At 71.4% G+C, this 26228-nt stretch carries 22 protein-coding genes; 4 read left to right on the plus strand and 18 right to left on the minus strand.

All coding sequences use genetic code 11. The features are described 5' to 3' along the window. Position 1: 1 nt before the first annotated feature. The 11 genes from F3T56_RS04530 to F3T56_RS04580 all read right to left on the minus strand — a co-directional run bounded on the left by F3T56_RS04530 (position 2) and on the right by F3T56_RS04580 (position 12916). Complete coding sequence (locus F3T56_RS04530) at positions 2–1024, minus strand: ADP-ribosylglycohydrolase family protein (protein ID WP_149823368.1); 1023 nt, start codon at positions 1022–1024, stop codon at positions 2–4. Then, the gene (locus tag F3T56_RS04535) at positions 1024–1749 is read right to left on the minus strand and encodes an NUDIX hydrolase (RefSeq protein WP_149823369.1); all 726 of its coding nucleotides are present in this window, start codon (positions 1747–1749) and stop codon (positions 1024–1026) included. Before F3T56_RS04535 ends, F3T56_RS04530 begins: the two co-directional genes overlap by 1 nt. Positions 1750–1927: 178 nt before the next feature. Next, a complete protein-coding gene (locus F3T56_RS04540) occupies positions 1928–3016 on the minus strand; it encodes a pseudouridine synthase (RefSeq protein WP_149823370.1) in 1089 nt (362 codons plus the stop codon). Between the two features lie 21 nt (positions 3017–3037). Beyond that, the gene (scpB, locus tag F3T56_RS04545) at positions 3038–3691 is read right to left on the minus strand and encodes an SMC-Scp complex subunit ScpB (RefSeq protein ID WP_149823371.1); all 654 of its coding nucleotides are present in this window, start codon (positions 3689–3691) and stop codon (positions 3038–3040) included. Beyond that, on the minus strand, positions 3688–4773 hold the full coding sequence (locus tag F3T56_RS04550; RefSeq protein WP_149823372.1) for a segregation and condensation protein A: 1086 nt from the start codon (positions 4771–4773) through the stop codon (positions 3688–3690). Before F3T56_RS04550 ends, scpB begins: the two co-directional genes overlap by 4 nt. An 18-nt stretch (positions 4774–4791) precedes the next feature. Then, positions 4792–5379 carry a hypothetical protein gene (locus F3T56_RS04555; RefSeq protein WP_149823373.1) on the minus strand — a complete coding sequence of 196 codons (588 nt, stop codon included), beginning with the start codon at positions 5377–5379 and terminating at the stop codon, positions 4792–4794. After that, positions 5364–6500, minus strand: coding sequence for a ParA family protein (locus F3T56_RS04560; protein WP_149823374.1), 1137 nt, complete (start codon positions 6498–6500; stop codon positions 5364–5366). The genes F3T56_RS04555 and F3T56_RS04560 overlap by 16 nt, the downstream gene beginning before the upstream one ends. A 449-nt stretch (positions 6501–6949) precedes the next feature. Next, positions 6950–8074 (minus strand): alanine dehydrogenase, encoded by a 1125-nt coding sequence (ald, locus tag F3T56_RS04565; RefSeq protein ID WP_172638799.1) that lies wholly within the window; start codon positions 8072–8074, stop codon positions 6950–6952. Between the two features lie 165 nt (positions 8075–8239). Next, positions 8240–10357, minus strand: coding sequence for a tetratricopeptide repeat protein (locus tag F3T56_RS04570; protein ID WP_149823375.1), 2118 nt, complete (start codon positions 10355–10357; stop codon positions 8240–8242). Between the two features lie 171 nt (positions 10358–10528). Further along, complete coding sequence (locus tag F3T56_RS04575; protein WP_149823376.1) at positions 10529–11155, minus strand: NUDIX domain-containing protein; 627 nt, start codon at positions 11153–11155, stop codon at positions 10529–10531. Between the two features lie 96 nt (positions 11156–11251). Beyond that, a complete protein-coding gene (locus F3T56_RS04580; protein WP_149823377.1) occupies positions 11252–12916 on the minus strand; it encodes a CTP synthase in 1665 nt (554 codons plus the stop codon). 562 nt (positions 12917–13478) lie between these two features. On the opposite strand from F3T56_RS04580, the gene F3T56_RS04585 reads away from it, so the two are divergent. The 3 genes from F3T56_RS04585 to F3T56_RS04595 all read left to right on the plus strand — a co-directional run bounded on the left by F3T56_RS04585 (position 13479) and on the right by F3T56_RS04595 (position 18559). Next, a complete protein-coding gene (locus tag F3T56_RS04585; protein WP_149823402.1) occupies positions 13479–15281 on the plus strand; it encodes a glycoside hydrolase family 15 protein in 1803 nt (600 codons plus the stop codon). A 190-nt stretch (positions 15282–15471) separates the two neighbouring features. Continuing rightward, the gene (locus tag F3T56_RS04590; RefSeq protein WP_149823378.1) at positions 15472–16854 is read left to right on the plus strand and encodes an FAD-binding oxidoreductase; all 1383 of its coding nucleotides are present in this window, start codon (positions 15472–15474) and stop codon (positions 16852–16854) included. A 55-nt stretch (positions 16855–16909) separates the two neighbouring features. After that, entirely contained in the window at positions 16910–18559 is a 1650-nt protein-coding gene (locus tag F3T56_RS04595; RefSeq protein WP_149823379.1) for a PucR family transcriptional regulator, read from the plus strand. Between the two features lies 1 nt (position 18560). Here the strand turns inward: F3T56_RS04595 and F3T56_RS04600 are convergent, their stop codons facing one another. The 5 genes from F3T56_RS04600 to F3T56_RS04620 form a co-directional block, all read right to left on the minus strand. Next, positions 18561–19697 (minus strand): glycosyltransferase family 4 protein, encoded by a 1137-nt coding sequence (locus F3T56_RS04600; protein ID WP_149823380.1) that lies wholly within the window; start codon positions 19695–19697, stop codon positions 18561–18563. Positions 19698–19987: 290 nt separating this feature from the next. Then, a complete protein-coding gene (gene recN, locus F3T56_RS04605; protein WP_172638800.1) occupies positions 19988–21730 on the minus strand; it encodes a DNA repair protein RecN in 1743 nt (580 codons plus the stop codon). Between the two features lie 64 nt (positions 21731–21794). Then, on the minus strand, positions 21795–22700 hold the full coding sequence (locus tag F3T56_RS04610) for an NAD kinase (protein ID WP_149823381.1): 906 nt from the start codon (positions 22698–22700) through the stop codon (positions 21795–21797). Further along, positions 22697–23512: a TlyA family RNA methyltransferase gene (locus F3T56_RS04615; RefSeq protein WP_149823382.1), complete on the minus strand. Its 816-nt coding sequence runs from the start codon at positions 23510–23512 to the stop codon at positions 22697–22699. Before F3T56_RS04615 ends, F3T56_RS04610 begins: the two co-directional genes overlap by 4 nt. 6 nt (positions 23513–23518) lie before the next feature. Then, positions 23519–23908: a hypothetical protein gene (locus tag F3T56_RS04620; RefSeq protein ID WP_149823383.1), complete on the minus strand. Its 390-nt coding sequence runs from the start codon at positions 23906–23908 to the stop codon at positions 23519–23521. Positions 23909–23950: 42 nt separating this feature from the next. On the opposite strand from F3T56_RS04620, the gene F3T56_RS04625 reads away from it, so the two are divergent. Further along, positions 23951–24298, plus strand: coding sequence for an SCP2 sterol-binding domain-containing protein (locus F3T56_RS04625; RefSeq protein ID WP_149823384.1), 348 nt, complete (start codon positions 23951–23953; stop codon positions 24296–24298). Here F3T56_RS04625 and F3T56_RS04630 read toward each other — a convergent pair. Both F3T56_RS04630 and F3T56_RS04635 read right to left on the minus strand, forming a co-directional pair. Next, positions 24282–25154 (minus strand): ABC transporter ATP-binding protein, encoded by an 873-nt coding sequence (locus tag F3T56_RS04630; RefSeq protein ID WP_149823385.1) that lies wholly within the window; start codon positions 25152–25154, stop codon positions 24282–24284. The genes F3T56_RS04625 and F3T56_RS04630 overlap by 17 nt on opposite strands. A gap of 13 nt (positions 25155–25167) precedes the next feature. Beyond that, positions 25168–26217, minus strand: a complete 1050-nt coding sequence (locus tag F3T56_RS04635; RefSeq protein ID WP_149823386.1) for a FecCD family ABC transporter permease — start codon at positions 26215–26217, stop codon at positions 25168–25170. Positions 26218–26228: the final 11 nt, after the last annotated feature.

The raw sequence follows: 26228 nt of genomic DNA on the forward strand, positions 1-26228 counted from the left end.
CTCAAGCGTCCCAGAGGGCCCCCAGCGACACGAGGTCCCCCTGGTATTCGATGCGGTCGGCCCACTCGGCGGGCCAGGCGTCCGGCCCGTGGTAGGCGCCCGCGAAGGCACCGGTGAGGCAGGCGATGGAGTCGGAGTCGCCCGCGGTGCAGGCGGCGCGGCGCAGCGCGGTGACGGGCTCGTCGACGAAGAGCAGGAAGCACAGCAGCCCGGTGGCCAGGGCCTCCTCGGCGATCCAGCCCTCCCCGGTGGCCGTGCAGGGGTCCGTCTCGGGCGACGGCTGCCGCAGGGCCTGCTGGACGCGGTCCAGGGCGTCCAGGCACTCGTCCCAGCCCCGGGCGATGTAGTGCTCGGGCGACGGGTCCTGGCTGTAGGTCCACAGGTCGCCGAGCCAGCGCGCGTGGTAGCGGGCGCGGTTGTCGTAGGCGTACGACCGCAGCATGCCGACCAGGCCGAGCGGTTCGGCGCCCTGGGCGAGCAGCCGTATCGCGTGGGCGGTGAGGTCGGCCGCGGCGAGCGCGGTGGGATGGCCGTGGGTGAGCGCGGCCTGCAACTGGGCGGCGCCCGCGCGCTGTTCGTCGCTGAGCGGGCCGATGAGGCCGAGGGGCGCGACCCGCATGTTGGCGCCGCAGCCCTTGGAGTGGATCTGGCTGGCGAACTGCCACGGGTGGCGCTCCCGGGCGAGGAGGTCGCAGGCGACGAGGCAGGTGTGGCCGGGGGCGCGGTTGTTCTCCGGGGAGCGGGACCACGCCACGAACTCCTTGCGGACCGCCCGCTCCAGGACCTCGGGGGCGAGCACGCCGCGGTCCATGGCCGCGCGCAGCCCGTGGGCCAGCGCCAGCGTCATCTGGGTGTCGTCCGTGACGATCGCGGGCGTCGGCAGCTCCATCTTCCGCCAGGGGCCGCACTTGGCGAGGATCGAGGGCACGTCGTTGAACTCCGTCGGGAAGCCGAGGGCGTCTCCGAGGGCGAGGCCGAGCAGGGATCCGGTGGCGGAACGTTTCGTACGCAGTGTCATGGTCATCAGGGCCGTCCTTCCATGGTGGGTCGGAGCAGGGGCGGGTGCAGGGTGGTGGCCACACCCGCGCGGTACAGCGCGGCGGGCTTGCCGCGGCCGCCGGTCAGGCGGGCGGCGCCGGGCACCTGTTCGACGAAGCCCGGCGTGGCCAGCACCTTGCGCCGGAAGTTGGGCCGGTCGAGCGGAGTGCCCCACACGGTCTCGTAGACCTGCTGGAGCTCGCCGAGGGTGAACTCGGGCGGACAGAAGGAGGTGGCGAGACAGGTGTACTCGAGCTTGGCGCCGACGCGTTCGTGGGCGTCGGCGAGGATGCGGTCGTGATCGAAGGCGAGCGGGCCGATGGCGTTGAACCGCAGCCACTGGGCCTGGGCCGCGTCACCGCCGCCGTGCGGAACGGGCGCGTCCGGGAACAGCGCCGCGAACGCCACGGTGACGACCCGCATCCGCGGGTCCCGCCCCGGTTCGCTGTAGGTCCGCAGCTGCTCCAGGTGGAGCCCGGAGACGTCCGTGACACCGGTCTCCTCCGCGAGTTCGCGCCAGGCGGCCTCCTCCGCGGACTCGTCCGGCAGCACGAACCCGCCGGGCAGCGCCCAGCGTCCCGCGTACGGCTCCTGTCCGCGCTCGACGAGCAGCACCTGGAGCGTGCCCGCGCGGACGGTGAAGACGGCCAGGTCGACGGTGACGGCGAAGGGTTCGTAGGCGTACTTGTCGTAGCCCTCGGGCACGGTCACGTGCACCACCCCCTTAATAGTCACCCCGACTAATAGTCACTACGACCATAAAGGGGTGGGCTCCGGGGCACAACCCTTTTACGGGGAAAGGAACGCCAAGAGCGGGCCCGGGAACGGCAAAGGGCCGACCCCGAAGGCAAACCCGGGACCGGCCCACTGCTCGAACGTGGCGGAGGCTCTAGAGGTCGACCTCCTGCATCAGCATCCCGACCTCGGTGTTCGACAGACGGCGCAGCCAGCCCGACTTCTGGTCGCCGAGGGTGATGGGGCCGAAGGCGGTACGGACGAGCTTGTCGACGGGGAAGCCGGCCTCGGCCAGCATCCGGCGCACGATGTGCTTGCGGCCCTCGTGGAGGGTGACCTCGACGAGGTAGTTCTTGCCGGTCTGCTGCACGACGCGGAAGTGGTCCGCGCGCGCGTAGCCGTCCTCCAGCTGGATGCCGTCCTTGAGCTGCTTGCCCAGGTCGCGCGGGATCGGGCCCACGATGTGCGCGACGTACGTCTTCTTGACGCCGTACTTGGGGTGGGTCAGCCGGTGCGCCAGCTCGCCGTGGTTGGTGAGCAGGATGACGCCCTCGGTCTCGGTGTCGAGCCGCCCGACGTGGAACAGCCGCGTCTCGCGGTTGGTCACGTAGTCGCCGAGGCACTGCCGACCGTCGGGGTCCTCCATGGTCGAGACGACACCGGCGGGCTTGTTGAGCGCGAAGAACTGGTACGACTGCGTGGCGACGGTCAGACCGTCGACCTTGACCTCGTCCTTCTCCGGGTCGACGCGCTTGCCCTGCTCCAGGACGATCTCGCCGTTGACCTCGACCCGGGCCTGCTCGATCAGCTCCTCGCAGGCCCGCCGGGAACCGTAGCCGGCCCGCGCGAGCACCTTCTGCAGCCGCTCGCCCTCCTGCTCGGCACCCGGGAAGGTCTTGGGCAGCTTGACGTCCTTCTTGCCCGCGTACCGCTCCCGGTTGCGCTCCTCCGCCCGCGCGTCGTACTCGCGCGAGGTCGCCGGCGCCGACCGGCCGCGCCCGCGCGGCTGCTGCTGGGACTGCTTGGGGCCGCCCTTGGCACCGCCGCGCGCCGAGGCGCCGCGCCCGGACTTCGGGCCGTCCTGGGTGGCGCCGGGGCCCACGTCGTAGCGGCGCTCCTCGGGGCGGGGCTTGCGGGGGCGGCCCTGACCCTGGCCCTGCCCCTGCTTCTGGTCCCTGCTGTTGCCGGCACCGCGGTAGTTACCGCGTCCGCCACCACTCTTGCCGCTACCGCTGCTTCGCATCAAAGTTCCGTCGTCGTCGTATCAGTCATGGCCTGACGTGGGACCGTCGTCCGCGTCCGGAGCATCCGGATCGAACGAGGGTACGGCTTCCTGGGTCTCGGCCTCGATCGCCTCCGCCTCGGGGAGGAAGGGCGCGAGCTCCGGGAGCTCGTCCAGGCCGCGCAGGCCCATCCGCTCCAGGAAGTAGTTCGTCGTCCTGTACAGGATCGCACCTGTTTCGGGTTCCGCGCCCGCCTCCTCGACCAGACCGCGCTGGAGGAGGGTGCGCATGACCCCGTCGCAGTTGACCCCTCGTACGGCCGAGACCCGGCTGCGGCTCACCGGCTGCCGGTACGCGACCACGGCCAGCGTCTCCAGCGCGGCCTGGGTGAGCCGGGCCTGCTGCCCGTCGAGCACGAACCGCTCGACGGCGGCCGCGTACTCGGGCCGGGTGTAGAACCGCCAGCCCCCGGCGATGACCCGCAGCTCGAAGCCGCGCCCCTGGATCGCGTACTCATCGGCCAGTTCCCTGAGCGCCTTGCCGATCTGCCGCTTGGGCCGCTCCAGGATCTTGCTCAGATGCTCCTCGGTCGCGGGCTCGTCCACGACCATGAGGACGGCCTCCAGGGCGGGCTTGAGGTCGAGGTCGGCGACGGTACGCAGACCCGCGGGCACCTCGGTGGTCTCCTCGCTCACGCCTTCTCCTCCTTGGGCCGCTCGTCCTTCGGCGGCTCGGGCGGCCGGTCGAACTCGTCCGTGACCACGGGCTCCTCGCCCCCGTCCCCGCCGGTCCAGCGCACGATCAGATCCCCGAGCGCGGTCTCCTGGTCGAGCGCCACGGCCTTCTCGCGGTACAGCTCCAGCAGCGCGAGGAAGCGGGCCACGACGGTCAGTGTGTCGTCGGTGTCCTCGACGAGCACACGGAAGGACGCCTCCCCCAGTTCCCGCAGCCGCGCCACCACGATCCCCGCCTGCTCCTGCACACTCACCAGCGGCGCGTGAATGTGATCGACGTACACCTGCGGCTTGGGCTTCGGCTGCATGGCCTTGACCGCCAGCCTGGCGAATCCTTCCGCCCCGATGCTGATGACCACCTCGGGCAACAACTCCGCATGGTGCGGCTCCAGCCCGACGGTACGGGGATAGCGCCGGGTCTCCTCGTCCAGCCGCCGGTTGAAGATGTCGGCGATCTGTTTGTACGCGCGGTACTGCAGCAGCCGAGCGAACAGCAGATCCCGGGCTTCGAGCAACGCGAGATCGGCCTCGTCCTCGACCTCGGCGGCGGGCAACAGCCGGGCCGCCTTCAGATCCAGCAGGGTCGCCGCCACAACCAGAAACTCGGTCGTCTCATCCAGATCCCAGTCCGGCCCCATCCCCCGGATGTACGCCATGAACTCATCGGTGACCTTGGACAGCGCGACTTCGGTGACGTCCAGCTTGTGCTTGGAAATCAGCTGAAGCAGAAGATCGAACGGCCCCTCAAAGTTGGCGAGCCGAACCTTGAAGACCCCGTCGTCGGCCTCTTCAGCCAGGGCAGGCGTCTCCGGCGCCGGGTCAGCGGGAGCGGGGGGCGCCTCATCACCCCCGTCGGCGTTGTGGGCAGTCGTTCCGCAGGGCGGAACGGGTGGGCACAACGCCCCACCGGCCTCAGCCGGAGGCTCACTCTCGACCGGCTCGACCGGCGGAGCCGGGGGCGCAGCCCCAGGGCCCCTTCCCAACGCACGCCGACGCCCGGCGGTACCGCCGGAAGCCGTGGGCGAGACGTCGTACGAGGTCATAGCCCCCGCAGGCTACCTCTACCGCCCGCGCAGCCGACGTACGAGGATGCTCGCGTCCCCCCGGGCCTCCAGGTCGGCCAGCACCACGGCGACAGCCTCCCGCACGATCCGCCCGCGGTCGACGGCCAGCCCGTGCTCCCCGCGCAGCACCAGCCGGGCGTGCTCAAGATCCATGAGCTCCTCGGCGGACACGTACACGGTGATCTTCTCGTCGTGCCGCTCCCGCCCACTGGGCCGGCGCCCGGCGGCCCGCCCCCGCTTGCGCGGCGCGGCAGAGTCACCGGCCGCCCCGGCAGAACCTTCCTGCGCGGCTCCCTGACGGCGCGCGGCGGCCGCCCGCTCGGCCCCCGCGGCGGCGGAGCGGCTGCGCGGCTGATCCCCGGCCTCGGACTCCGCGGCCACATGCTCGGACCCCTCGCCGTCACCGCCCTGTACGGGCACGGACGGCGGCGCGTCCTCCGCGGCGGCCCCGTCACTGTCCCCGGCGGGAGCGGGCACCCGGGCTTCTCCGTTGGCCCCCCGCCGGGGAGTGGACGGCTGAAGCGCCATTCCCCCTGTCGTACGGAAGAGTTCGTCGGCCCCCGGCAGACTCACTCGGCGTGACACCGGGCGAGCACCTCCCTGGCGAGCTGACGGTAGGCGGCGGCGCCGACGGAGTTGGAGGCGTACGTGGTGATCGGCTCACCGGCGACCGTGGTCTCCGGGAAGCGGACCGTGCGCCCGATGACCGTGTGGTAGACGTGGTCGTCGAACGCCTCGACGACACGCGCGAGGACCTCACGGCTGTGGACGGTGCGCGAGTCGTACATCGTGGCGAGGATGCCGTCGAGCTCCAGCTCGGGGTTGAGCCGCTCCTGGACCTTCTCGATGGTCTCCGTCAGCAGCGCGACACCGCGCAGGGCGAAGAACTCGCACTCCAGCGGCACGATCACCTTGTGGGCGGCGGTCAGCGCGTTCACGGTCAGCAGACCCAGTGACGGCTGGCAGTCGATCACGATGTAGTCGTAGTCCGCCATGAGCGGCTTCAGGGCGCGCTGCAGAGTCGACTCGCGCGCGACCTCGCTCACCAGCTGGACCTCGGCCGCCGAGAGGTCGATGTTGCTCGGCAGCAGGTCCATGTTGGGGACAGCGGTCTTCAGCAGGACCTCGTCGGCCGACATGCCCCGCTCCATGAGCAGGTTGTAGACCGTGAGGTCGAGCTCCATCGGGTTCACGCCGAGGCCGACCGAGAGGGCGCCCTGCGGGTCGAAGTCGACGAGCAGGACCCGGCGGCCGTACTCCGCGAGCGCGGCGCCCAGGTTGATGGTCGACGTCGTCTTGCCGACGCCGCCCTTCTGGTTGCACATCGCGATGATCGTCGCGGGCCCGTGACTGGTCAGCGGGCCCGGGATCGGGAAGTACGGCAGCGGTCGGCCGGTGGGGCCGATGCGCTCGCGTCGCTGGCGCGCCGCGTCGGGCGCGAGCGTGGCCGCGTACTCCGGATCGGGCTCGTACTCGGCGTCGGGGTCGTAGAAGTGCCCGTCGGGCAGCTCGTCGTAGTCGGCGAAGTGGTTGTGGACCCCGCCACTTCCGTCGCCGGCCATGGCGTTCACGTGTTGGCCATCCATGCTCTGGTGTGCTGGCTGAGTCACCCCTGAGGACTGGTGACCCTGGTGGGCTGCGAAGGTGCGGACTGCGACGGAGCCGACAGCCGCGAACCCCGTGGGTCCCGAGACCCGCGCAGGCATTCCTGGTTGACCACCCCCGGGAGTAAATGTCGACTCATTCACAAGTCGTCTTACCTCCTTGGTGACCAGGAAACTTCTAGATAGGTCAGCGTGGCACCATGCCGACGGTTGGCGACTCTATGGCGTGTCGGCGGTCCGCAGCAACACAATCCGCCGGACCCGGCCCGATGTGTCGGCAATGAAACATGCGGCTGTCAAGGGCGTAGGGCCGTCGCACAGCAGGTTTCACCGGTGCGTGAAACATCCGAAGCGTTACGTTCGAGGCGAGTTGCGCGAGTGCCGCAAAGTGACCATACACACATCCGGCCGGACCTTGTCGGGCAAGATCCGGCCGGGAAGGTGCTGTTGACGACCTGTGTTGACGTATCGCCTTTTACCGAAAGGTGACTTAAAGCAGCCGGTCAGCGGCACCAGCCTTGCGGTCGGTCTGCGGCTTTGTCGACGACCGGTCAGTCGAGCAGCGACGCCAACTCGATGTGCTCCAGGCCGTGCGCCTCGGCGACCTCGCGGTAAACCACCTTGCCGTCATGGGTGTTGAGCCCCTTGGCCAGTGCGGGGTCGCGGCGCAGCGCCTCGGCCCAGCCGTGGTCGGCGAGTTCGACGATGTACGGCAGCGTGGCGTTGGTCAGCGCGTAGGTGGAGGTGTTGGGGACCGCGCCGGGCATGTTGGCGACGCAGTAGAAGACCGAGTCGTGGACCTTGAAGGTCGGTTCGGCGTGCGTGGTGGGCCGGGAGTCCTCGAAGCAGCCGCCCTGGTCGATCGCGATGTCGACAAGGACACTTCCCGGCTTCATGCGCGACACGAGCTCGTTGGTGACCAGCTTCGGCGCCTTGGCGCCCGGGATGAGGACGGCGCCGATGACGAGGTCGGCCTCCAGGCAGGCCTTCTCCAGCTCGAAGGCGTTGGAGACGACGGTCTGGATCCGGGTGCCGAAGACGCGGTCGGCTTCCTTGAGCTTGTTGATGTCCTTGTCGAGCAGGGTCACGTGGAAGCCCATGCCGATGGCGATCTGCGCCGCGTTCCAGCCCGACACGCCGCCGCCGATGACGACGGCCCGGCCCGCCGCGACACCCGGGACACCGCCGGGCAGCACGCCGCGGCCGCCGTTGGCCCGCATCAGGTGGTATGCGCCGACCTGCGGGGCGAGCCTGCCCGCCACCTCGGACATCGGGGCGAGCAGCGGCAGTGCGCGGCCAGGCAGTTCGACGGTCTCGTACGCGATCGCTGTCGTGCCCGACTCGACGAGGGCGTCGGTGCACTCCTTGGAGGCGGCCAGGTGCAGGTAGGTGAAGAGCGTCTGGTCCTTGCGGAGGCGGTGGTACTCCTCGGCGATGGGCTCCTTGACCTTGAGCAGCAGGTCGGCGGTGGCCCACACCTCGTCGGCCGTGGTCAGGATCTCGGCGCCGGCGGCGACGTACTCGGCGTCCGGGATCGACGAGCCGACACCGGCGCCCTGCTCGATGACGACCTGGTGGCCGTGGCGCACCAGCTCGTGCACGCCGGCGGGGGTGATGGCCACCCGGAACTCGTTGTTCTTGACCTCGCGGGGGATGCCGACCTTCACGTCGATCACGGTCCTTGGCTCGGAGGGTGTGGGGGTTCGCGCGCACAGGCGGTACATGCCCCCGCAATGCAGGACATACCCGTACGCATGGGAACGCACCGGGAGACACCGCGGGAGAACCGGCGGCGCAGCCAGTCTAATGAAGGTATCCCCGCTGTCTAGCCTTTCAATGCATCAATCTTTCGCGGATGCGATACGGATTTCGTAGGCGTTAGAACCGTGTTCCGCATCGATCTCGTGGGTTTCGCCGGTGACGCCGGTCCCGTCTGCGTCTGCGTCTGGAAACTCCGGGCCGAGCAGACGCTTGGCGGCTTCCCGGTGCAGCCTGGCCGCCGCGGGGTCGCCGAGCCGTTCCAGGGTGTCGGCGAGCCGCAGCTGGAGCGCGGCCTGCAACCGGGAGTCGTCGGCGCGCTGCGCCCACTCCACCGCCTCCTGGCAGGTGCGCAGCGCCTCCTCGGGGCGCCCCGCGTACTCCTGGACGCGCGCCATCTCGCTCAACGCCCTTGCCTGGGCGCCCACATCGCCGAGCCTGCGGTAGCCGGTGAGCGCCGAGCTCCAGTTCCGCAGCGCCTCCCCGTAGCGGCCCGCGTAGGTGTGTGCGGAGGCGATACGGCCGTACAGCCGGGCGGCGTCCTGGCGCTCGTCCCGGGCGAGCCGCTGGACGAGCGCCCTGCCGTACCAGTCGGCGGCCCTGTCGTAGTCCTCCAGCTCCTGGTGGGCGCCGCCCACGGATTCCATCGCGCGGCCGGTCGCGTACGGGTCGTTCGCCCGCCGTCCGGCGTCGAGCGCGGCCCGGTAGCGGGCCAGCGCCGCCTTCGTACGGCCGGTCCGGGCGTCCAGGTCGCCGAGGTTCAGCAGGGCGGCGGCCTGCTCGCGGGGCAGGCTGCGGCGCTCGGCGACGTCGAGGACGAGCCGGTGGATGTCGTACAGGTCGGCGGCCGCGGCCTGCGTGCCGAAGTGGGCCACCATGGCCCGCACGAGCTGGGACATCAGGCGCCGGGCCAGGGTGTCGAGCTCCCCGTCGGCGACCGCGAGCCGGGCCGCGGCGAGCAGCGCGGGCCGGCGGACGCACAGCCACTCCTCGGCGGCCCGGGGGCTCGGGAACCGCAGCGCCTTGGGCATCCCGAGGAGCTTCTCGCGGGCCAGCGGGCTGTCGGTCTCGGTGATGGCCCGGCAGGACTGCAGCAGCCGTACCGTCCGCTCCAGCATCCGGGCCCGGGCCAGCTGCAGCTCACCCGGGCGTTCGTGGCTCTCGGCGAGGGACCACAGCAGCGGCTGGAGGCAGCCGGGGACCTCGTACTGCGCCAGGGTCGAGTCGACCCGGTGCAGGAGGCCCAGGGCCACGAAGTCGTCCAGCGTGGTGCGGGCCGCGCCGACCGAGCAGCCGGCGAGCCCGGAGGCGACGTGCGGGTCGACCAGGCCGGCCGGGGCGAGCGCGAGGAGGCGCAGTATCCGGGCGGCGGGCGTCGGCAGGGAGGCGTACGACAGCTTGAGGATCCGGACGAGCACCGGGCTGTCGTCGTTCTCGGCCCGCAGTTGTTTGGCGAGGTCGGAGACGGCGGCCGTGGGCCGGGCGGCCAGCCAGCCACCGGCGAGGCGCAGCGCGGCGGGCTGGGCGGCGCACACCTCGGCGAGGCCCTCGGCGGAGCGCGGGTCGACGGTGATGCGCACCGAGCCGGTGAAGCGTTCCAGCAGCTCCACCGCGGACTTGGTGTCCAGTCCGCCCAGGGTGCACGGCCGGACGTCGGAGATGCCCGTCAGCGGCCCCCCGGAGACCGCCACGACCAGGGAGTCGGGGGTGTCCGGCAACAGCGCGTCGACCTGCTCGGCGTCCACCGCGTCGTCCAGCAGCAGCACCACCCGGCGGTCGGCCAGGGCCTCGCGGAACGCCTCGCTGAGATCGTCCTCGTCGGCACCGGCGGGAGCCGGCCGCCCCAGTTCGCCGAGCAGTGCCCGTGCCGCGCGCTCGACCGGGACACGGGTGCCGTCGGGCTCGGTCAACCGCGCACGGAGCACCCCGCCGGGGTAACCGTCGGTAACCTGCCGTACGAGTTCCTCGGCGAGCGCGGTGCGGCCGAAGCCGGGCCTGCCCGCGATGAGCAGCACGCGCGCGTGGGGAGCCTTGCGGCCGGCGAGCGTGTTGAGCCCCGCGCGGCCGATGTCCGCCCGTAGCTCCTTCAACTCCCTTGTGCGACCGAGGAACTGACTGTCCGTGGGGGCGGCCTCGACAGCCGGGGGCCGCCCTGTTCCGGACGCCCGGGTCCCCCCGGTGTCCACCGCCTGATCCGCCACGGGCCACACTCCCGTCCCACTGCACGAGCAAGCCCGCCGGGACTCCGGTTCGGGCGCTACCCGAGCCTAGTTCACGCTCTGCGACGATCTGGGCGGAGCACGGCGGGCAGGTCGCCCGATCGGATCAGCAGATCGTAGGACTGGTGGTGCGAGTTTGCTGTGAGGAGGGGTTCAGGACTCGAACGGCCGCGCGGGCCACGGCGCCTCGGCCGGACGCAGCGCCTCCGCGCCGTCCCCGCTCCGCGCCGCCACCAACGAAAGCACCCCCACCACCAGGCAGTTGTTGTGCAGCTCCCCGGCGAGGACACCCCGTACCAGCTCGTCCACGGGAACGCGGGCCAGCTCCATGTCGGCCTCCTCGTCCTCCACCTCGAAACGCTGCCCCTCGGCCTCGGAGAGATCCCGGGCCAGGAAGATGCGTACGGCCTCGTCGCAGCCGCCGGGGGTGGTGTAGACGTCGGTCAGCACCCGCCAGTCCTCCGCCTTGACGTGCGCCTCCTCGTACAGCTCGCGCTGGGCGGCATGCAGCGGATTCTCACCCGGTACGTCCAGGAGCCCGGCCGGGATTTCCCACAGCTTCTCGCGGACAGGGTGGCGGTACTGCCGGATGACCAGAACCCGGTCCTGGTCGTCGATGGCGAGGACGGCGACCGACCCCGGGTGGACTTGGTAGTCGCGGCGGACGACCGACCCGTCGGGCATGACCACGTCGTCGGTGCGCACGGAGGTCTTCTTGCCGACGAACGGCGTTTCACTCGCCCGGACCTCCCACTCCTCGGCGCTGTCCTTGATCTTCATGGCGACTCGTCCTCCCACACGTGCGCAAAGAAACCGGGGCACGCGTCCCGGAAGACGCGTACCCCGGCCACCGTACAGCTCTCGTGCCCCTCGGTTTTACTTGCCGGTCTTGCGCTCCACGGCGGCCTTGACCAGGCCCGCGAACAGCGGGTGCGGCCGGGTCGGACGCGAGCGCAGCTCGGGGTGCGCCTGGGTCGCGACCAGGTACGGGTGCACCTCGCGCGGGTACTCGACGTACTCGACGAGCTTGCCGTCCGGAGAGGTTCCGGAGAACTGCAGGCCCGCCTTCTTCTCCAGCTCGGCGCGGTAGGAGTTGTTCACCTCGTAGCGGTGACGGTGGCGCTCCTCGACGTACTCCTTGCCGTCGTACACCTCGCGCACGATGGAGCCCTCGGCGAGCTTGGCCGGGTACATGCCCAGCCGCATCGTGCCGCCCATGTCGCCCTCGCCGGCGACGATGTCGAGCTGCTCGGCCATGGTGGAGATGACCGGGTGGGCAGTGGCGGAGTCGAACTCGGTGGAGTTGGCGTCCGGGATGTCGGCGAGGTTGCGCGCGGCCTCGATCACGATGCACTGCAGGCCGAGGCAGAGGCCGAGCAGCGGGATCCTGTTCTCGCGGGCGTACTGGATGGCGCCGACCTTGCCGGAGACACCGCGGTCGCCGAAGCCGCCGGGGATGCAGATGGCGTCGACGTCGGCGAGCTGCGCGGCGGCGCCGGTCGGGGTCTTGCAGTCGTCGGAGGTGACCCACTTGATCTTCACGCGGGCCTTGTTGGCGAAGCCGCCCGCGCGCAGCGCCTCGGTGACCGAGAGGTAGGCATCGGGCAGGTCGATGTACTTGCCGACGAGCGCCAGGTTGATCTCGTGCTGCGGGTTGTGGACACGGTCGAGCAGGTCGTCCCAGGTCGTCCAGTCCACATCACGGAACGGCAGGTCCAGCTTGCGGACGACATAGGCGTCCAGGCCCTCGCCGTGCACGGTCTTCGGGATGTCGTAGATCGAGCGGGCGTCCGGGCAGGCGACGACGGCGGCCTCGTCGACGTCGCACATCAGGGAGATCTTGCGCTTGATCGCGGCGGGCACCTCGCGGTCGCAGCGAAGCACGATCGCATCTGGCTGAATACCGATGTTGCGCAGCGCCGCAACCGAGTGCTGGGTCGGCTTCGTCTTCAGCTCTCCCGAGGGCCCGATGTACGGCAGGAGCGAGATGTGCACGACGAAGACGTTGTCCCGGCCCACCTCGTGCCGGACCTGGCGGACGGTCTCCAGGAACGGCAGCGACTCGATGTCGCCGACGGTGCCGCCGACCTCGGTGATGACGACATCGACCTCGTCGGAGGCCATGCGCCGGATGCGGTGCTTGATCTCGTTGGTGATGTGCGGGATGACCTGCACGGTGTCGCCCAGGTACTCGCCGCGCCGTTCCTTGGCGATCACCGTGTTGTACACCTGGCCGGTGGTGACGTTGGCCGAGCCGTCCAGATCGCGGTCGAGGAAGCGCTCGTAGTGGCCGATGTCCAGGTCGGTCTCGGCGCCGTCGTTGGTGACGAACACCTCACCGTGCTGGAAGGGGTTCATCGTGCCCGGGTCGACGTTCAGGTAGGGGTCGAGCTTCTGCATCACGACGCGCAGGCCCCGGGCCTTGAGCAGCATGCCGAGGCTGGAGGCGGTCAGCCCCTTGCCGAGCGAGGAGGCGACACCCCCGGTGACGAAGATGTGCTTGGTCGTCGTGGTGCTGTTTCGGAAAGCAGCGGGCGGCATGGCCAAGAGGGGGCTCCCGTGGTCGCGGTTCTGTGTGCGGGTCGGCCGCCGCCCGAGCGGATGTCGAGGGGTGCCGTCGCTGCGGTTCGGGGGTCCCTGTCCAGGTCGGGGCGCCCACCGGTCCACGGGCTACCAGGGTATCAGCGACGGGACACGATCGCTTCCGGCCACCCTCCGCGCACGGGCCGCCACGGAGGTCGTACGACGGTCAGCGAACGTCGGACTAACCTCACCCCTAGGTCACTCGTTCGGCCCACTCGCGTTGCCTCGACCGGCACGCGAAGCCCTCCACCGCGTCGTATCCTCTTCGGACACTCGCTGCCGAGCCCGGCCGGTGTAACGGCACCACCCCCGCCGGTCTCCGGAAACACGAGAGCTCGTCAGTTCGTTGAGCAACGAACGCCTCGAATGCGTTGAGGATCGTTGAGCGACATCGCATGACACCGTCCCTTGGATCACCCTGGATATTGGCCCCTTGTTGATCCCATGGGTCCCTTGACCGCACACCGCACAGCGACCGCCCCTCGGGGGGCGATACGTGGCCGTTCGACTGGAGTTGCACGTGGCCGGGCGCATCGAAGACTACGCACTCATCGGAGACATGCAGACCGCTGCCCTGGTCTGCCGGGACGGCACGGTCGATTGGCTGTGCCTGCCGCGCTTCGACTCCCACGCCGTCTTCGCGGGACTGCTCGGCACGGAGGAACACGGATTCTGGCGTCTGGGCCCCGCCTACGCGTCGGACGCGGAGCCGCCGACGGCCTCCCGGCGCAGGTACCGCGGCGACTCGCTGATCCTGGAATCCGAGTGGGACACCCCGCGCGGCACGGTCCGTGTGACCGATTTCATGCCGCCGCGTGACGGCGCCCCTCAGCTGATCCGGATCGTGGAGGGCATCAGCGGCCGGGTGCCGATGCGCTCGGCGCTGCGGATGCGTTTCTCGTACGGGCGGGTCGTGCCCTGGGTCCACAAGCACGAGAAGCGCACGGTGGCGGTCGCCGGGCCGGACTCGGTGTGGTTCGACACCGAGTGCGAGACGTACGGCAAGGCGCTGACCACGTACGCCGACTTCACCGTGACGCCGGGCGACCGCGTCGCCTTCACGATCTCCTGGGAGCCCTCGCACAAGCAGCCCCCGCCGCTGCCGGAGCCGGAGCCGTCGCTCCAGGCCACCGAGGAGTTCTGGCGGGACTGGGTGGAGCAGTGCACGTACCACGGCCCGTACCGCGAGGCGGTGATCCGCTCGCTCATCACGCTGAAGGCCCTGACGTACGCCCCGACCGGCGGCATCGTCGCGGCGCCCACGACCTCGCTCCCGGAACACATCGGCGGCGTCCGCAACTGGGACTACCGCTACACCTGGCTGCGCGACGCGGCGATCACCCTGTCCTCGCTGCTGCGCACCGGCTACCGCGACGAGGCCCGCGCCTGGCGCGAGTGGCTGCTCCGCGCGGTCGCCGGCGACCCGGAGAACCTGCAGATCATGTACGGCATCGCCGGTGAGCGCGAGCTGGGCGAGGCCGAGCTGGAGTGGCTGCCCGGGTACGAGGACTCGGCGCCGGTCCGGGTCGGCAACGGCGCCGCCCACCAGCTCCAGCTGGACGTCTACGGCGAGGTCACCGAGGCCCTGCACCTGGCCCACATGACGGGCCTGGCCCGCAACGACTACGCCGCTCTCCTCCAGCTGAAGCTGATCCGCTACCTGGAGGACCACTGGGACGAGCCGGACGAGGGCATCTGGGAGGTCCGCGGCCCGCGCCGCCACTTCGTGCACTCCAAGGTCATGGCCTGGGTCGCCGTCGACCGCACGATCAAGCTCATCGAGTCCGGCGACGCGGACGGCCCGCTGGAGAAGTGGCGCGAACTGCGCGACGACATCCACCGCGACGTGTGCGAGAAGGGCTACGACAAGGAGCGCAACACGTTCACGCAGTCGTACGGCTCGAAGGAGCTGGACGCCTCGCTGCTGCTGATCCCGCAGATGGGCTTTCTGCCGCCGGACGACAAGCGCGTCATCGGCACCATCGAGGCGATCCAGCGTGAGCTGTCGACCCCGGACGGCTTCATCCTGCGCTACCCGACGCAGGGCGAGAAGGAAGGCGTCGACGGCCTGCCCGGCGACGAGGGCGCGTTCCTCGCCTGCTCGTTCTGGATGGCCGACGACCTGGCGATGATCGGCCGCGTGGACGAGGCCCGCAAGCTCTTCGAGAAGCTCCTGTCCCTCCGCAACGACCTCGGCCTGCTCGCCGAGGAATGGGACCCCATCCTGAAGCGCCAGGTCGGCAACTTCCCTCAGGCCTTCAGCCACGTCCCCTTGATCGACACGGCCCTCCGCCTCACGGCTTCTGGCGCATACGGCGGCTGACGGCGCATTCCACTCGTGCCGCCCAAACTGCGGGCAGTCGTGCCGCTGGGGCGGCACGGGTGGGCGCAGCGGCACCTCGTAACCGCCGAGCTGCGGAACGTCCCCCGCCCAGCACCGGTGCCGGGTGCCCCATCCCCCACCCCCACCTAGCCTGGAAGTAGTCCTGTCCCCCGGCGGAAAGGGCGCGGCCATGGCTCCCCTTTCGAAGGCGCACACCGCACTGGTCGAGCTGCGCGAGGACCTGACCGGCGAGGTCCTCGCCCCGTGGGACCCCGGCTACGACGACGCCCGCACCGTCTTCAACGCGATGATCGACCGCCACCCGGCGGTGATCGCGCAGTGCGAGACCGAGCCCGACGTCGCCCGCGCCGTCCGCTTCGCCCGCGACCTCGACCTGAAGATCGCCGTCCGCGGCGGCGGCCACAGCGTGGCCGGAATGGCCCTCAACGACAACGGCCTCGTCATCGACCTGCGCCGCATGCACGCCGTCACCGTCCACCCGGGATCCATGACCGTACGCGTCGAGGGCGGCGCCACCATGAGCCACCTGGACCGCGCCACCGAGCCGTACGCTCTCGCCACCACTGGCGGCCGCGCCTCGACCACCGGCGTCGGCGGCTTCGTCCTCGGCGGCGGCAGCGGCTGGCTGGAGCGCACCTTCGGCCTCGCCGTCGACAACCTGCTCGGCGTGGAGCTGGTGACCGCCGACGGCCGCACGGTCCTGGCGACCGCCGAGGAGAACCCGGAGCTGTTCTGGGCCCTGCACGGCGGCGGCGGCAACTTCGGCGTGGCCACCGCCCTCACCCTCCGCCTGCACGAGCTGCCCGCCTTCGCGATCGCCCTGCTGCTGTACCTGCCGGAACACGGCCCCGAGGTGATGCGCGTGTACCGCGAGGTCATCGAGAGCGGCCCGTCCGAGGCGAGCGGCGGCCTGCTCTATCTCACCGGCCCGCCCGAGGAGTTCGTCCCCGACCACCTGGTGGGCCGGCTCGCCTGCGCCGTCCTCCTGACGTACGTCGGCACCGAGGACGACATGCGCAAGGTCGCCCAGCCGCTGCTGGCGCTGCCGCACGAGGCCGAGGTGGTCGGCGCGATGCCGTACGCGGACGTCCAGTGCATGATCGACGATCCGCCCGGCATGCGTAACTACTGGTCGGCGGAGTATCTGACCGGCCTGCCGGACGACTTGGTGGACGTGTTCTGCACGCGCGCGTGGACGATGCCCGTGCCGACCGGCACCCAGCACGTGCTCTTCCCGTACGGCGGGGCGGTCGCCGACGGCCCCGCCGAGTACCCGGTGCCGTACCGGAACGCGCCGTGGGCCGTGCACCCCTTCGGCATCTGGGAGGACCCCGCCGACGACGAGCGGTGTGTGCGGTGGGTGCGGGAGGTCCGGGCCGACGTCCGGCCGTGGACCACCGGAGCGGTCTACCTCAACTTCATCGGCGACGAGGGTTCCGCCCGGGTCGAGGCGGGCCTGGGTGCCGAGAACACGCGGCGGTTGGCCGCGGTCAAGGCCGAGTACGACCCCGACAACGTGTTCCGCTTCAACCACAACATCGCGCCCGCGTAGCCGCCCGACGGAGCGAGGATGCCCCCACGACCCGCGCGCGGGTAGCGTCCGGTCCATGAACACCCGTGACAGCCGCGAACCCGGTGACGGCCCCGAGGCGCAGGGCGGCATCACCGTACGGCGGGCCCTGGAGCTGCCCGGGCTGCGCGGCGGGCTGCCCGAGATCCTGGCCGGCACCGACCGGCTGGAGCGGACCGTGCGCTGGGTGCACGCGGGCGAGGTCCCGAACATCGCCTCGCTGCTCAAGGGCGGCGAGCTGCTGCTGACGACGGGATACGGGCTCGGCACCCGGCCGGCCGACCAGCGGGCGTTCGTCCGGACCCTGGCCGAGCGCGGTATCGCGGCCCTCGTCATCGAACTGGGCCCGCGCTTCACCAGGCTGCCGGCGGCCCTCATCGACACGGCGCGCTCGGCCGGTCTCCCGCTCGTACAGCTGCACCGCGAGGTGGCGTTCGTGACGGTCACCGAGGAGATCCACACCGAGATCGTCAACGGCCACTACGCGCTGCTCCAGCGGGCCGAGGAGGTCCACCGGCGCTGCACCGAGGCGCTGCTCGGCGGGGGCGGAGTGCCCCAAGTCCTCGCCATCCTGGCCGACTTCAGCGGCAACCCGGTGTTCCTGGAGACCGCCGACGGGCAACTGCTGTACGCCGCCGGGACCGGGCCCGCGGCCACCGACCCGTTGCAGGTGTGGGAGGGGCTGCGCGCCCAGCACAAGGACGAGCCGCCCGCCGGGACGGCCATCGTCGATGTACCGGGCGGCGGGCCGGGGACCGGCTCGGTACGGGCCCGGCTGGTCCTGCTGCCCGTCGTCGCGCCCCTGGCTCCCGTGCACCGGCTCGCGGCCGAGCGGGCGGCCGGTGTGCTCGCCGTGGTCCTGATGCAGGCCCGACAGGAGGAGGAGCTGGCGGCGCGCGGGCGCGGCGACTTCCTCACCGACCTCGCCGAGGGCCGTATCCGGGCCGAGGACGCCCCCGCGCAGGCCCGCGTCCTCGGCTTCAAGCCGGGCGGCGGCCCGCTGCTGCCGGTGGTGATGCGCCTCGCCGACGGCCTGTCGTCGGGCGGCGGCTGGGCCGTCCTGGCCCGTGCGGTGTCCGAGGAGCTGGCCTCGGTGGGCGTACCGGTCCTGCTGGGTGTGCGCCCCGTCGAGGGCCGTGTGCCGCTGTTGCTCGGGCTGCGCGCGGAGTCGGAGCGCCCGGCGGTGGCGGACAAGGTCGCGGCGGCGCTGCGGGCGGGCGTGGAGCGCGCCGGGATGCAGCGGTCGGCGGGTCATCCGCCCGTGGTGGTGGTCGGGGTGCCCGGCGGCTGGGCGGCCGCCTCGGCCGGGCTCAGGCACGCGGCGGAGACGGCGACGGCCGCGCAGGGCCTGGCCGACCGGCCCTGGTACGACGCCCGGCGCCTCGACATCGACCTGCTGCTGTGGCGGCTGCGCGACCATCCCGACCTGGCCGCGTTCGTGGACCGCGCGATCGGCCCCGTCCGCGACCACGACGACCGCGCCAAGCCCCCGCTGCTGCCCACGCTGGAGACGTATCTGGCGCACGCGGGCCGCAAGGCGGAGACCGCCCGCGAGCTGCACCTCAACCGGCAGACCCTCTACAACCGTCTCGCCCGTATCGGCGAGTTGCTCGGCACCGACCTGGACGACCCGCAGACGGTACTGGCGCTGAGCCTGGCCCTGCGGGCACGCAGACACGTGCCCTGAGTCAGGTGAGCGGCCGGACCTGGGTCAACTCGTCGTAGACGCTGAGCACCTGTGCCACCGTCTCGTCCTCGGTGGGCCAGGTGGCCGCCTGCCGGGTGCCCTTGTCCTTCAGCTCCTCGCAGAGGTCGGGGTCCGCCAGCAGGCGTACGACGGCACCGGCGAGGGCCCCGGCGTCGCCGGAGGGGACGAGTTCGGCGGCGTCGCCGACCAGTTCGGGCACCGACCCGACGGCGGCCGCGACGAGCGGCACGCGCGCGTGGAGGGCCTCCTGGGCGAGGACGGAGCGGGCCTCCGGGCCACCGGGCAGCAGCGCGAGGTCGGCGGCCGCGATCAGTTCGGAGATGTCGTCGCGCCGCCCGACGAGCCGCACGGGCAGCTCCTCGTCCTCGATGCGCCGCTGGAGCACGCCCCGCGACGGCCCCTCGCCCGCGATGATGAGCAGCGGGGCGGGGTCGAAACCGCGCCACTCCCGGGCGGCGTCGAGCAGGGTGTCGTAGCCCCGATGGCGGTCGAGGGTGCCGACGGCCACGAGCAACGGGCGGTCGGTGGCGCCGAGTTCGGCGCGGGCCTTGGAGCGGGGCCGGTCCGTGTCGTCGTCGGCGTCGTTCCGGCGCGGCACGGGAAGGGCGACGGCGGCGAGCCGGGCGTCCCGCGCGCCCCGGCTGCGGGCCCGGTCGACGAGCTCGGAGGAGGTGCCGAGGACCACGGCGGCCGCCTTGGCGACCCGCCGCTCCAGCAGCCGCAGCAGATGCGCCCGCGCCCCCTCGGCGTACGTACGCGTGTGCCAGGTGACGACGAGCGGGGTGCGCCGGCCGCCGAGTGCGAGGGTGGCCCGGAACCCGGCATGCAGCCCGTGAGCGTGCACCAGGTCGGCGTCCGCGCAGGCGCTGCGCAGGGTGGCCACGGAGGCGGGGTCGCTGCTGCGGGGCACGTGGACGTGCTCGGCGCCGACGCCGGTGAAGTCGTACACGCCGTCGGTCTCACCCGGGGCGCACACGGTGACCCGCACGCCCCGGGCGACGAGGCCCGAGGCCAGCGACCGCACATGCGCGCAGCTCACCGCGCTGCCGCCGCCGAGCACTTGCACGGTTCGCAGCGGCGACTGGCCGTGCGGTGAGTGGCTGCTCACGTGGCTCACGTGGCCGGGGCTCCTGGTTCGGGGTCGGACGGTCACGAAGAAACGTACAGAAGGATCCGGCGGCGAGGATGGACCGCGCGAGGCGCTTCTGCGTGGTCTGCGTAGCACGTCTCGCTACGTCGTACCTGTCCAAGGATGCCAGGCCGCACGGACCTTCCGAGACCGCCGGCCGCGGCGGAAGGCGAAGGTTCGGGCAACCTGACTCTCAGCGTCACTCACACGAGTGAACTCCCGCACGGGATTGCCCCTCTGAGCCGGCCTCGCCTCATCCATTCGCTCCCCGCGGAGTGCTACGCGTCCGCCCGCGCCGCCGCCAGCAGTTCCTCGGCGTGGGCCCGCGCGGTCTCGGAGTCCTCCTGGCCGGCGAGCATGCGCGACAGCTCGCGCACCCGTTCCTCGCCCTCCAGGACCTTCACGCCGGACCGGGTCACGGACCCGTCGTTGGTCTTCTCCACCAGGAGCTGGCGGTCGGCGAAGGCGGCCACCTGCGGCAGATGCGTGACAACCACGACCTGGGCCGACTTGGCGAGCTTGGCGAGCCGCCGGCCGATCTCGACCGCGGCCTTGCCACCGACACCGGCGTCGACCTCGTCGAAGAGATACGTCGGCACGGGATCGGTCCCGGCGAAGACGACCTCCACGGCCAGCATCACGCGGGACAGCTCACCGCCGGAGGCCCCCTTGGCGATGGGCCGGGGCGGCGCCCCCGGATGCGGGGCGAGCAGCAGTTCGACCTCGTCGGCGCCGGACGGCCCGTACGCGACCGTACGCCCGCCCACCTCGACGCCCTCGGGATCGTCCGTCTGCCGGATCGCGAACGACACGCGCGCGTGCGGCATGGCCAGCGAGCCCAGCTCGGCGGTCACGGCGGCGGCGAACCGCTCGGCGGCCTCCTGCCGGGCGTCCGTCAGGGCCTGGACCAGCCCGCCCAGTTCGGTCCGCAGGGCGTCCCGCTCGGCGGTCAGCTCCCCGATCCGCTCGTCGTCGCCGTCGAGTTCGGTGAGCCGCTGGGCGCCCTGCTCAGCCCAGGCCAGCACGGCGGCGATGTCCTCGCCGTACTTCCGGGTGAGCGCGTTCAGCACGGCCCGCCGCTCCTCGACGGCCGCGAGCCGCCGCGGGTCGGCGTCCAGGTCGTCGGCGTACCCCGCCAGCTCCCCCGCCACATCGCCCAGCAGGATCCCGATCTCCCCTATCCGGTCGGCGAGCGCGGCCAGCGCCGGGTCGTGCGACCGTACGGCCTCCAGCGCCCGGTGGGCGCCCGCGACGAGCGTCGTGGCGTCCACGCCCTCCGGGTCCTCGGGATTGCCCGCGAGCGCGGCGTGCGCGGCCGTCGCGGCCGACGCCAGCGCCTCCGCGTGCCCCAGCCGCTCGGCCTCCTCTGCGAGCTCCACGTCCTCGCCGGCCCGCGGCTCGACGCCCGCGATCTCGTCGAGCCCGTACCGCAGCATGTCGGCTTCCTGGGCCCGCTCACGCGCGCGCGTGACGATCTCCTCCAGCTCCACGGAGACGGCCCGCAGTCTGCGGTACGCCTCCGCGTACTTGGCCAGCGGTACGGCGACCGCGTCCCCCGCGTACCGGTCGAGCGCCGCCCGCTGCCGGGACAGCTTCAGCAGCCCCTGCTGGTCGGTCTGCCCGTGCACGGCCACCAGTTCGTCGGCCAGCTCCGCGAGCACACCCACCGGGACGGAACGCCCGCCGAGGTGCGCCCGTGACCGTCCCTCGGCGGAGACGGTACGGCTGATCAGCAGCGCCCCGTCGTCGAGTTCGGCCCCGGCCTCCTCGGCCCGCACGACCGCCGACGCGCCGTCGGGCACGGCGATCCGCCCCTCCACGACCGCGTTCTTCGCGCCGATCCGCACCAGCGCGGGGTCCGCCCGCCCACCGAGCAACAGACCAAGACTGGTGACCACCATGGTCTTGCCCGCACCCGTCTCACCCGTCACGGCAGTGAACCCGGGCGACAGCTCGACGACCGCGTCGTCGATGACTCCGAGCGACCGTATCCGCATCTCCTCCAACACGGACACGACCATACGAGGTCGGAGGGAGGAAGTGCGACGCCCCCCGTCTCCAATGTCACCCCGGCGAGCTACAGGTCTAGTGCGGAGCCCCCCGCCATCCGGAAACAGGCAAAGCAAACTTGGCCACCAACCGGTCCGTAAAGGACGCATGATGCAACCGGGCAAGCCGCACCGGCACCGCCCCCCGCCGCACCTCGACCCGCGCCCCCGGCGGCAACTCAACAGTCCGCCGCCCGTCACACCACAAAACCCCCGGCGGAATATGAGGCAGCACCTCCACCGCCAGCACAGACTCCGGCGAAGTGACCAACGGCTTCGCGAACAACGCGTGCGCGGAGATCGGCACCATCAACAGCGCCTCCACCTCGGGCCACACCACAGGCCCACCCGCGGAGAAGGCGTACGCGGTCGACCCGGTCGGCGTCGACAGCACGATGCCGTCGCAGCCGAACCCCGTGACCGGCCGCCCGTCGATCTCCAGCACCACTTCGAGCAGCTTCTCGGCGCCGGCCTTCTGCACGGCCGCCTCGTTCAGCGCCCAGTCCGTGTGGACGATGTCCCCGTTCCGGTGAACGACGACATCGACGGTCATCCGCTCCTCGACCTCGTACGACTTGGTCACCACCCGGTCGACGACCTTGTCGAGATCGTCCCGCTCGGCCTCCGCGAGGAACCCGACGCTGCCGAGGTTGACGCCGAGCATCGGCACCCCGGACGCCCGGGCGAACTCGGCGCCGCGCAGCAGCGTGCCGTCGCCACCGAGGACGATGAGCAGTTCACACCCGTCGAGGCACTGCGGAGTGGCCTCCTTGACCAGCTCCACCTCCTCCGGCACCGGAATGTCCTCCGCCTCGGCCGCCAGGACGCGCACGCCCAGCCCGTGGTGCAGCAGCCCCTTGACGACGAGCTCGGCGCTGCGGATGGCCGCGGGCCGCCCGGTGTGGGTGAGCAGGAAAACGGTTCGAACTTGGTCCTGAGTCAACGCGGCCCCTCCGCAACTGCTCGGTCGACGTCGGCCGGGTCCAGCGCGGGTGCCCCGGCACGCAGCCACAGAAAGTACTCGACATTGCCCGAGGGCCCGGGCAGCGGGCTGGCGGTCACGCCCTTCACTCCGAGCCCCAACTCCCCGGCCCTCCGGGCCACTGAGCGCACCGCCTCGGCACGCAGCTCCGGACTCCGTACGACTCCCCCACTGCCCAGCCGCTCCTTACCCACCTCGAACTGCGGCTTGACCATCATCACCAGATCGGCGTCCGGCTTCACGCACCGCACCAAGGCGGGCAGTACCAGGCCGAGCGGGATGAAGGACAGATCCCCCACGACAAGATCCACAGGCTCCCCATCGATCGCTTCGAGCGTCAACTCGCGTACGTTCGTACGATCCTTGACGGTGACGCGTTCATCGCTCTGGAGAGTCCACGCGAGTTGTCCGTATCCGACGTCGACGGCGACGACGTGCGCGGCCCCGGCCCGCAGCAGTACATCGGTGAAACCGCCGGTGGAGGCGCCGGCGTCCAGCGCCCGCCGGCCCTTGACGACCATCCCTTGGGGGACGAAGACCTCCAGGGCGCCCGCGAGCTTGTGGCCGCCCCGGGACACGTACTCGGGGTCGCCGTCGTCGTTCGTGACCACGATCGCGGCGGCGGTCTCCACCTGGGTGGCGGACTTGGTCGCGACGGTCTTGCCGACGGTGACCCGCCCGGCGGCGATCAGCTGGCTCGCGTGCTCACGCGACCGCGCGAGCTTCCGCCGGACCAGTTCGGCGTCCAGACGGCGGCGTGCGACTCCTGCCACGGCGGTTCAGCTCCTGCTTTCGTACGGCAATTGATAGGTGCGACCCAAAGGGTCTCGTTGAGGGGCGGTGGTCGGGTGACGGGTGGGAGCCGGAGGTCCCGGGCGGGCGTCGAGCGCGGTGAGCGCGTCGCGCAGCCCCCGATGTACATCCTCGTACACCTCGACGTGGCCGTCGGTGGCGAGGTGGTCGGCGTCGGCCAGCCGCCCGAGGGCCGCGTCGACCTCGGGGTGGCCGGTGGCGGTGCGGGGCACGTTCAGCGGGGCCGGGGCGGCGGGGTCGCACTCGGGTTCGACCGCGCCCTCCACAACCGGAACACCAGTCCCCATATCCGGATCGTCACCCTCCGGAATCGCCGCTTCCACCCGGACCTCGGCCTCGGGCAAAGAGTCGCTCATGCCCAGACGCTACCTCGAAGCCCTGGGGTACCGTCGATCGCGATGGCCACCATTGAGGAGTGCCGCAGCGCACTCGACAAGCTCTCGGACAACATGCGGAACGCCGACGGGGACGTGCGCGCTGCCGCCGCCCTGGACCGGTCGTTGAGCTGCCGTATCACCGACCTGGACGTCACCTTCGTCGGTCGCCTCAAGGACGGCGGCATCGAGGTGCTGGACACCCTCCAGGGCCCGCCGCCGGAGAAGGCGGAGATCCGGCTGACGATGACCGGCGACGACCTGGTCGCGATGGTCAACGGCGAGCTGAACTTCGCCAAGGCCTGGGGCGCGGGCCGGGTGAAACTGGAGGCGAGTCTGAAGGACCTGTTCCGCCTCAGAAAGCTTCTGTAGCAGCCACCTTTTCGACCGTGGCACGTCCTTCGGCCTTGGTACGTGCCTTGCGCGCCGCCGGCACCACCAGCGGTGTCCCCGTCTCAGGGTCGTCGATGACCTGGCAGCGCAGCCCGAAGACCTCGTCGACCAGGTCGGCCGTGACGATCTCGGAGGGCGCGCCCTCGGCGATCACCGAGCCGCCGCGCAGGGCTATGAGGTGGGTGGCGTACCGGGCGGCGTGGTTGAGGTCGTGCAGTACGGCGACCAGTGTGCGGCCCTGCTTCTCGTGCAGTTCGGCGCACAGGTCGAGCACGTCGATCTGGTGCTGGATGTCGAGGTAGGTGGTCGGCTCGTCGAGCAGCAGCAGCGGGGTCTGCTGGGCGAGGGCCATGGCGATCCACACGCGCTGGCGCTGGCCGCCGGACAGCTCGTCGACGTAACGGTCGGCCAGCTCGGCGACCCCCGTCGACTCCATCGACTCCCGCACGATCCGCTCGTCCTCGGTCGACCACTGCCGCAGCAGCCCCTGGTGCGGATACCGGCCGCGTCCGACGAGGTCGCCGACCGTGATCCCGTCCGGCGCGATCGACGACTGGGGCAGCAGGCCGAGCGTCCGCGCGACCTTCTTCGCGGGCATCGACTGGATGACCTGCCCGTCGAGCAGCACCCGCCCCTGCGACGGCTTCAGCATCCGCGAAAGGGCGCGCAGCAGCGTGGACTTGCCGCAGGCGTTGGGGCCGACGATCACGGTGAAGGAGTTGTCGGGGATCTCCACCGACAACTGCTCGGCGATGACCCGCTGGTCATAGGCGAGGGTGACGTTCTCGGCGGACAGGCGGTTCACAGTACTGCTCCTCAGGTTGTTCTCGTTCATATCCGCCCGGCCTTCATATCCGCCCGGCCTTCCGCTCGGTGACCAGCAGCCACAGCAGATAGACACCGCCGAGTACGCCGGTGACGACACCGACGGGCAGCTGGTCGGCCCCGAAGGCCCGCTGCGAGGCCCAGTCGGCGACGATCAGCAGGGTCGCGCCCATGCATATCGAGGGCACCAGGTTCGGGCCCGGCGAGCGGGTCAGTCGACGGGCGAGCTGGGGCGCGGTGAGGGCGACGAAGCTGACCGGTCCGGCGGCGGCGGTGGCCCCGGCGGTGAGCAGCACGGCCGAGACCAGCAGCAGCATCCGTACGCGCTCGACACGCACCCCGAGGGCGTACGACACGTCGTCGCCCATCTCGATCATCCGCAGCGCACGCGCGTTGCCCAGCACCAGCGGCACGAGGATCGCGCACATGATGAGCAGCGGCCAGACCTGGGTCCAGTCACGGCCGTTGAGGGAGCCGGTCATCCACACGACCGCACGGCCCGCGTCGACGAGGTCGGCCTTGGTGATGAGATAGCCGTTGACCGCCGTGACGACCGCGGAGACGCCGATACCGACCAGCACGAGCCGATAGCCGTGCACGCCCCGCTTCCAGGCCAGCAGATAGATCGCGAGACCGGTGACCAGGCCCGCCACGAGCGCCCCGAGGGCGACCTGGTCCGCGCTCCCCGAGAACAGCACGATCACGACCAGCGCCCCGGCCGTGGCGCCCTGCGAGAGGCCGAGCACATCCGGACTGCCCAGCGGATTACGGGAGATGGACTGGAACAGCGCCCCGCCGAGTCCGAGCGAGGCCCCCACCAACAGCCCGACCAGGACCCGGGGCAGCCGCAGCTCGTTGACGATGAACTCCTGCCCGGCGTCGCCGTTGCCGGCCAGCGTCCTGAGGACGTCGGCGGCGGGGATCGGGAAGTCGCCGGTGCCGATCAGCACGACACTGGCGGTCAGCGCCGCCACCAGCAACAGCACGACGACGGTGAACGCCCGTACGTCGAGCCGGACCGACAGGCCACCGGGTGTCCGGACGGCCCGGTTGCGCACGGCGGACTTGCTCATGACCTGCGTCT

The organism is Streptomyces tailanensis (assembly GCF_008386495.1).
GTDB classification, from domain to species: domain Bacteria; phylum Actinomycetota; class Actinomycetes; order Streptomycetales; family Streptomycetaceae; genus Streptomyces; species Streptomyces tailanensis.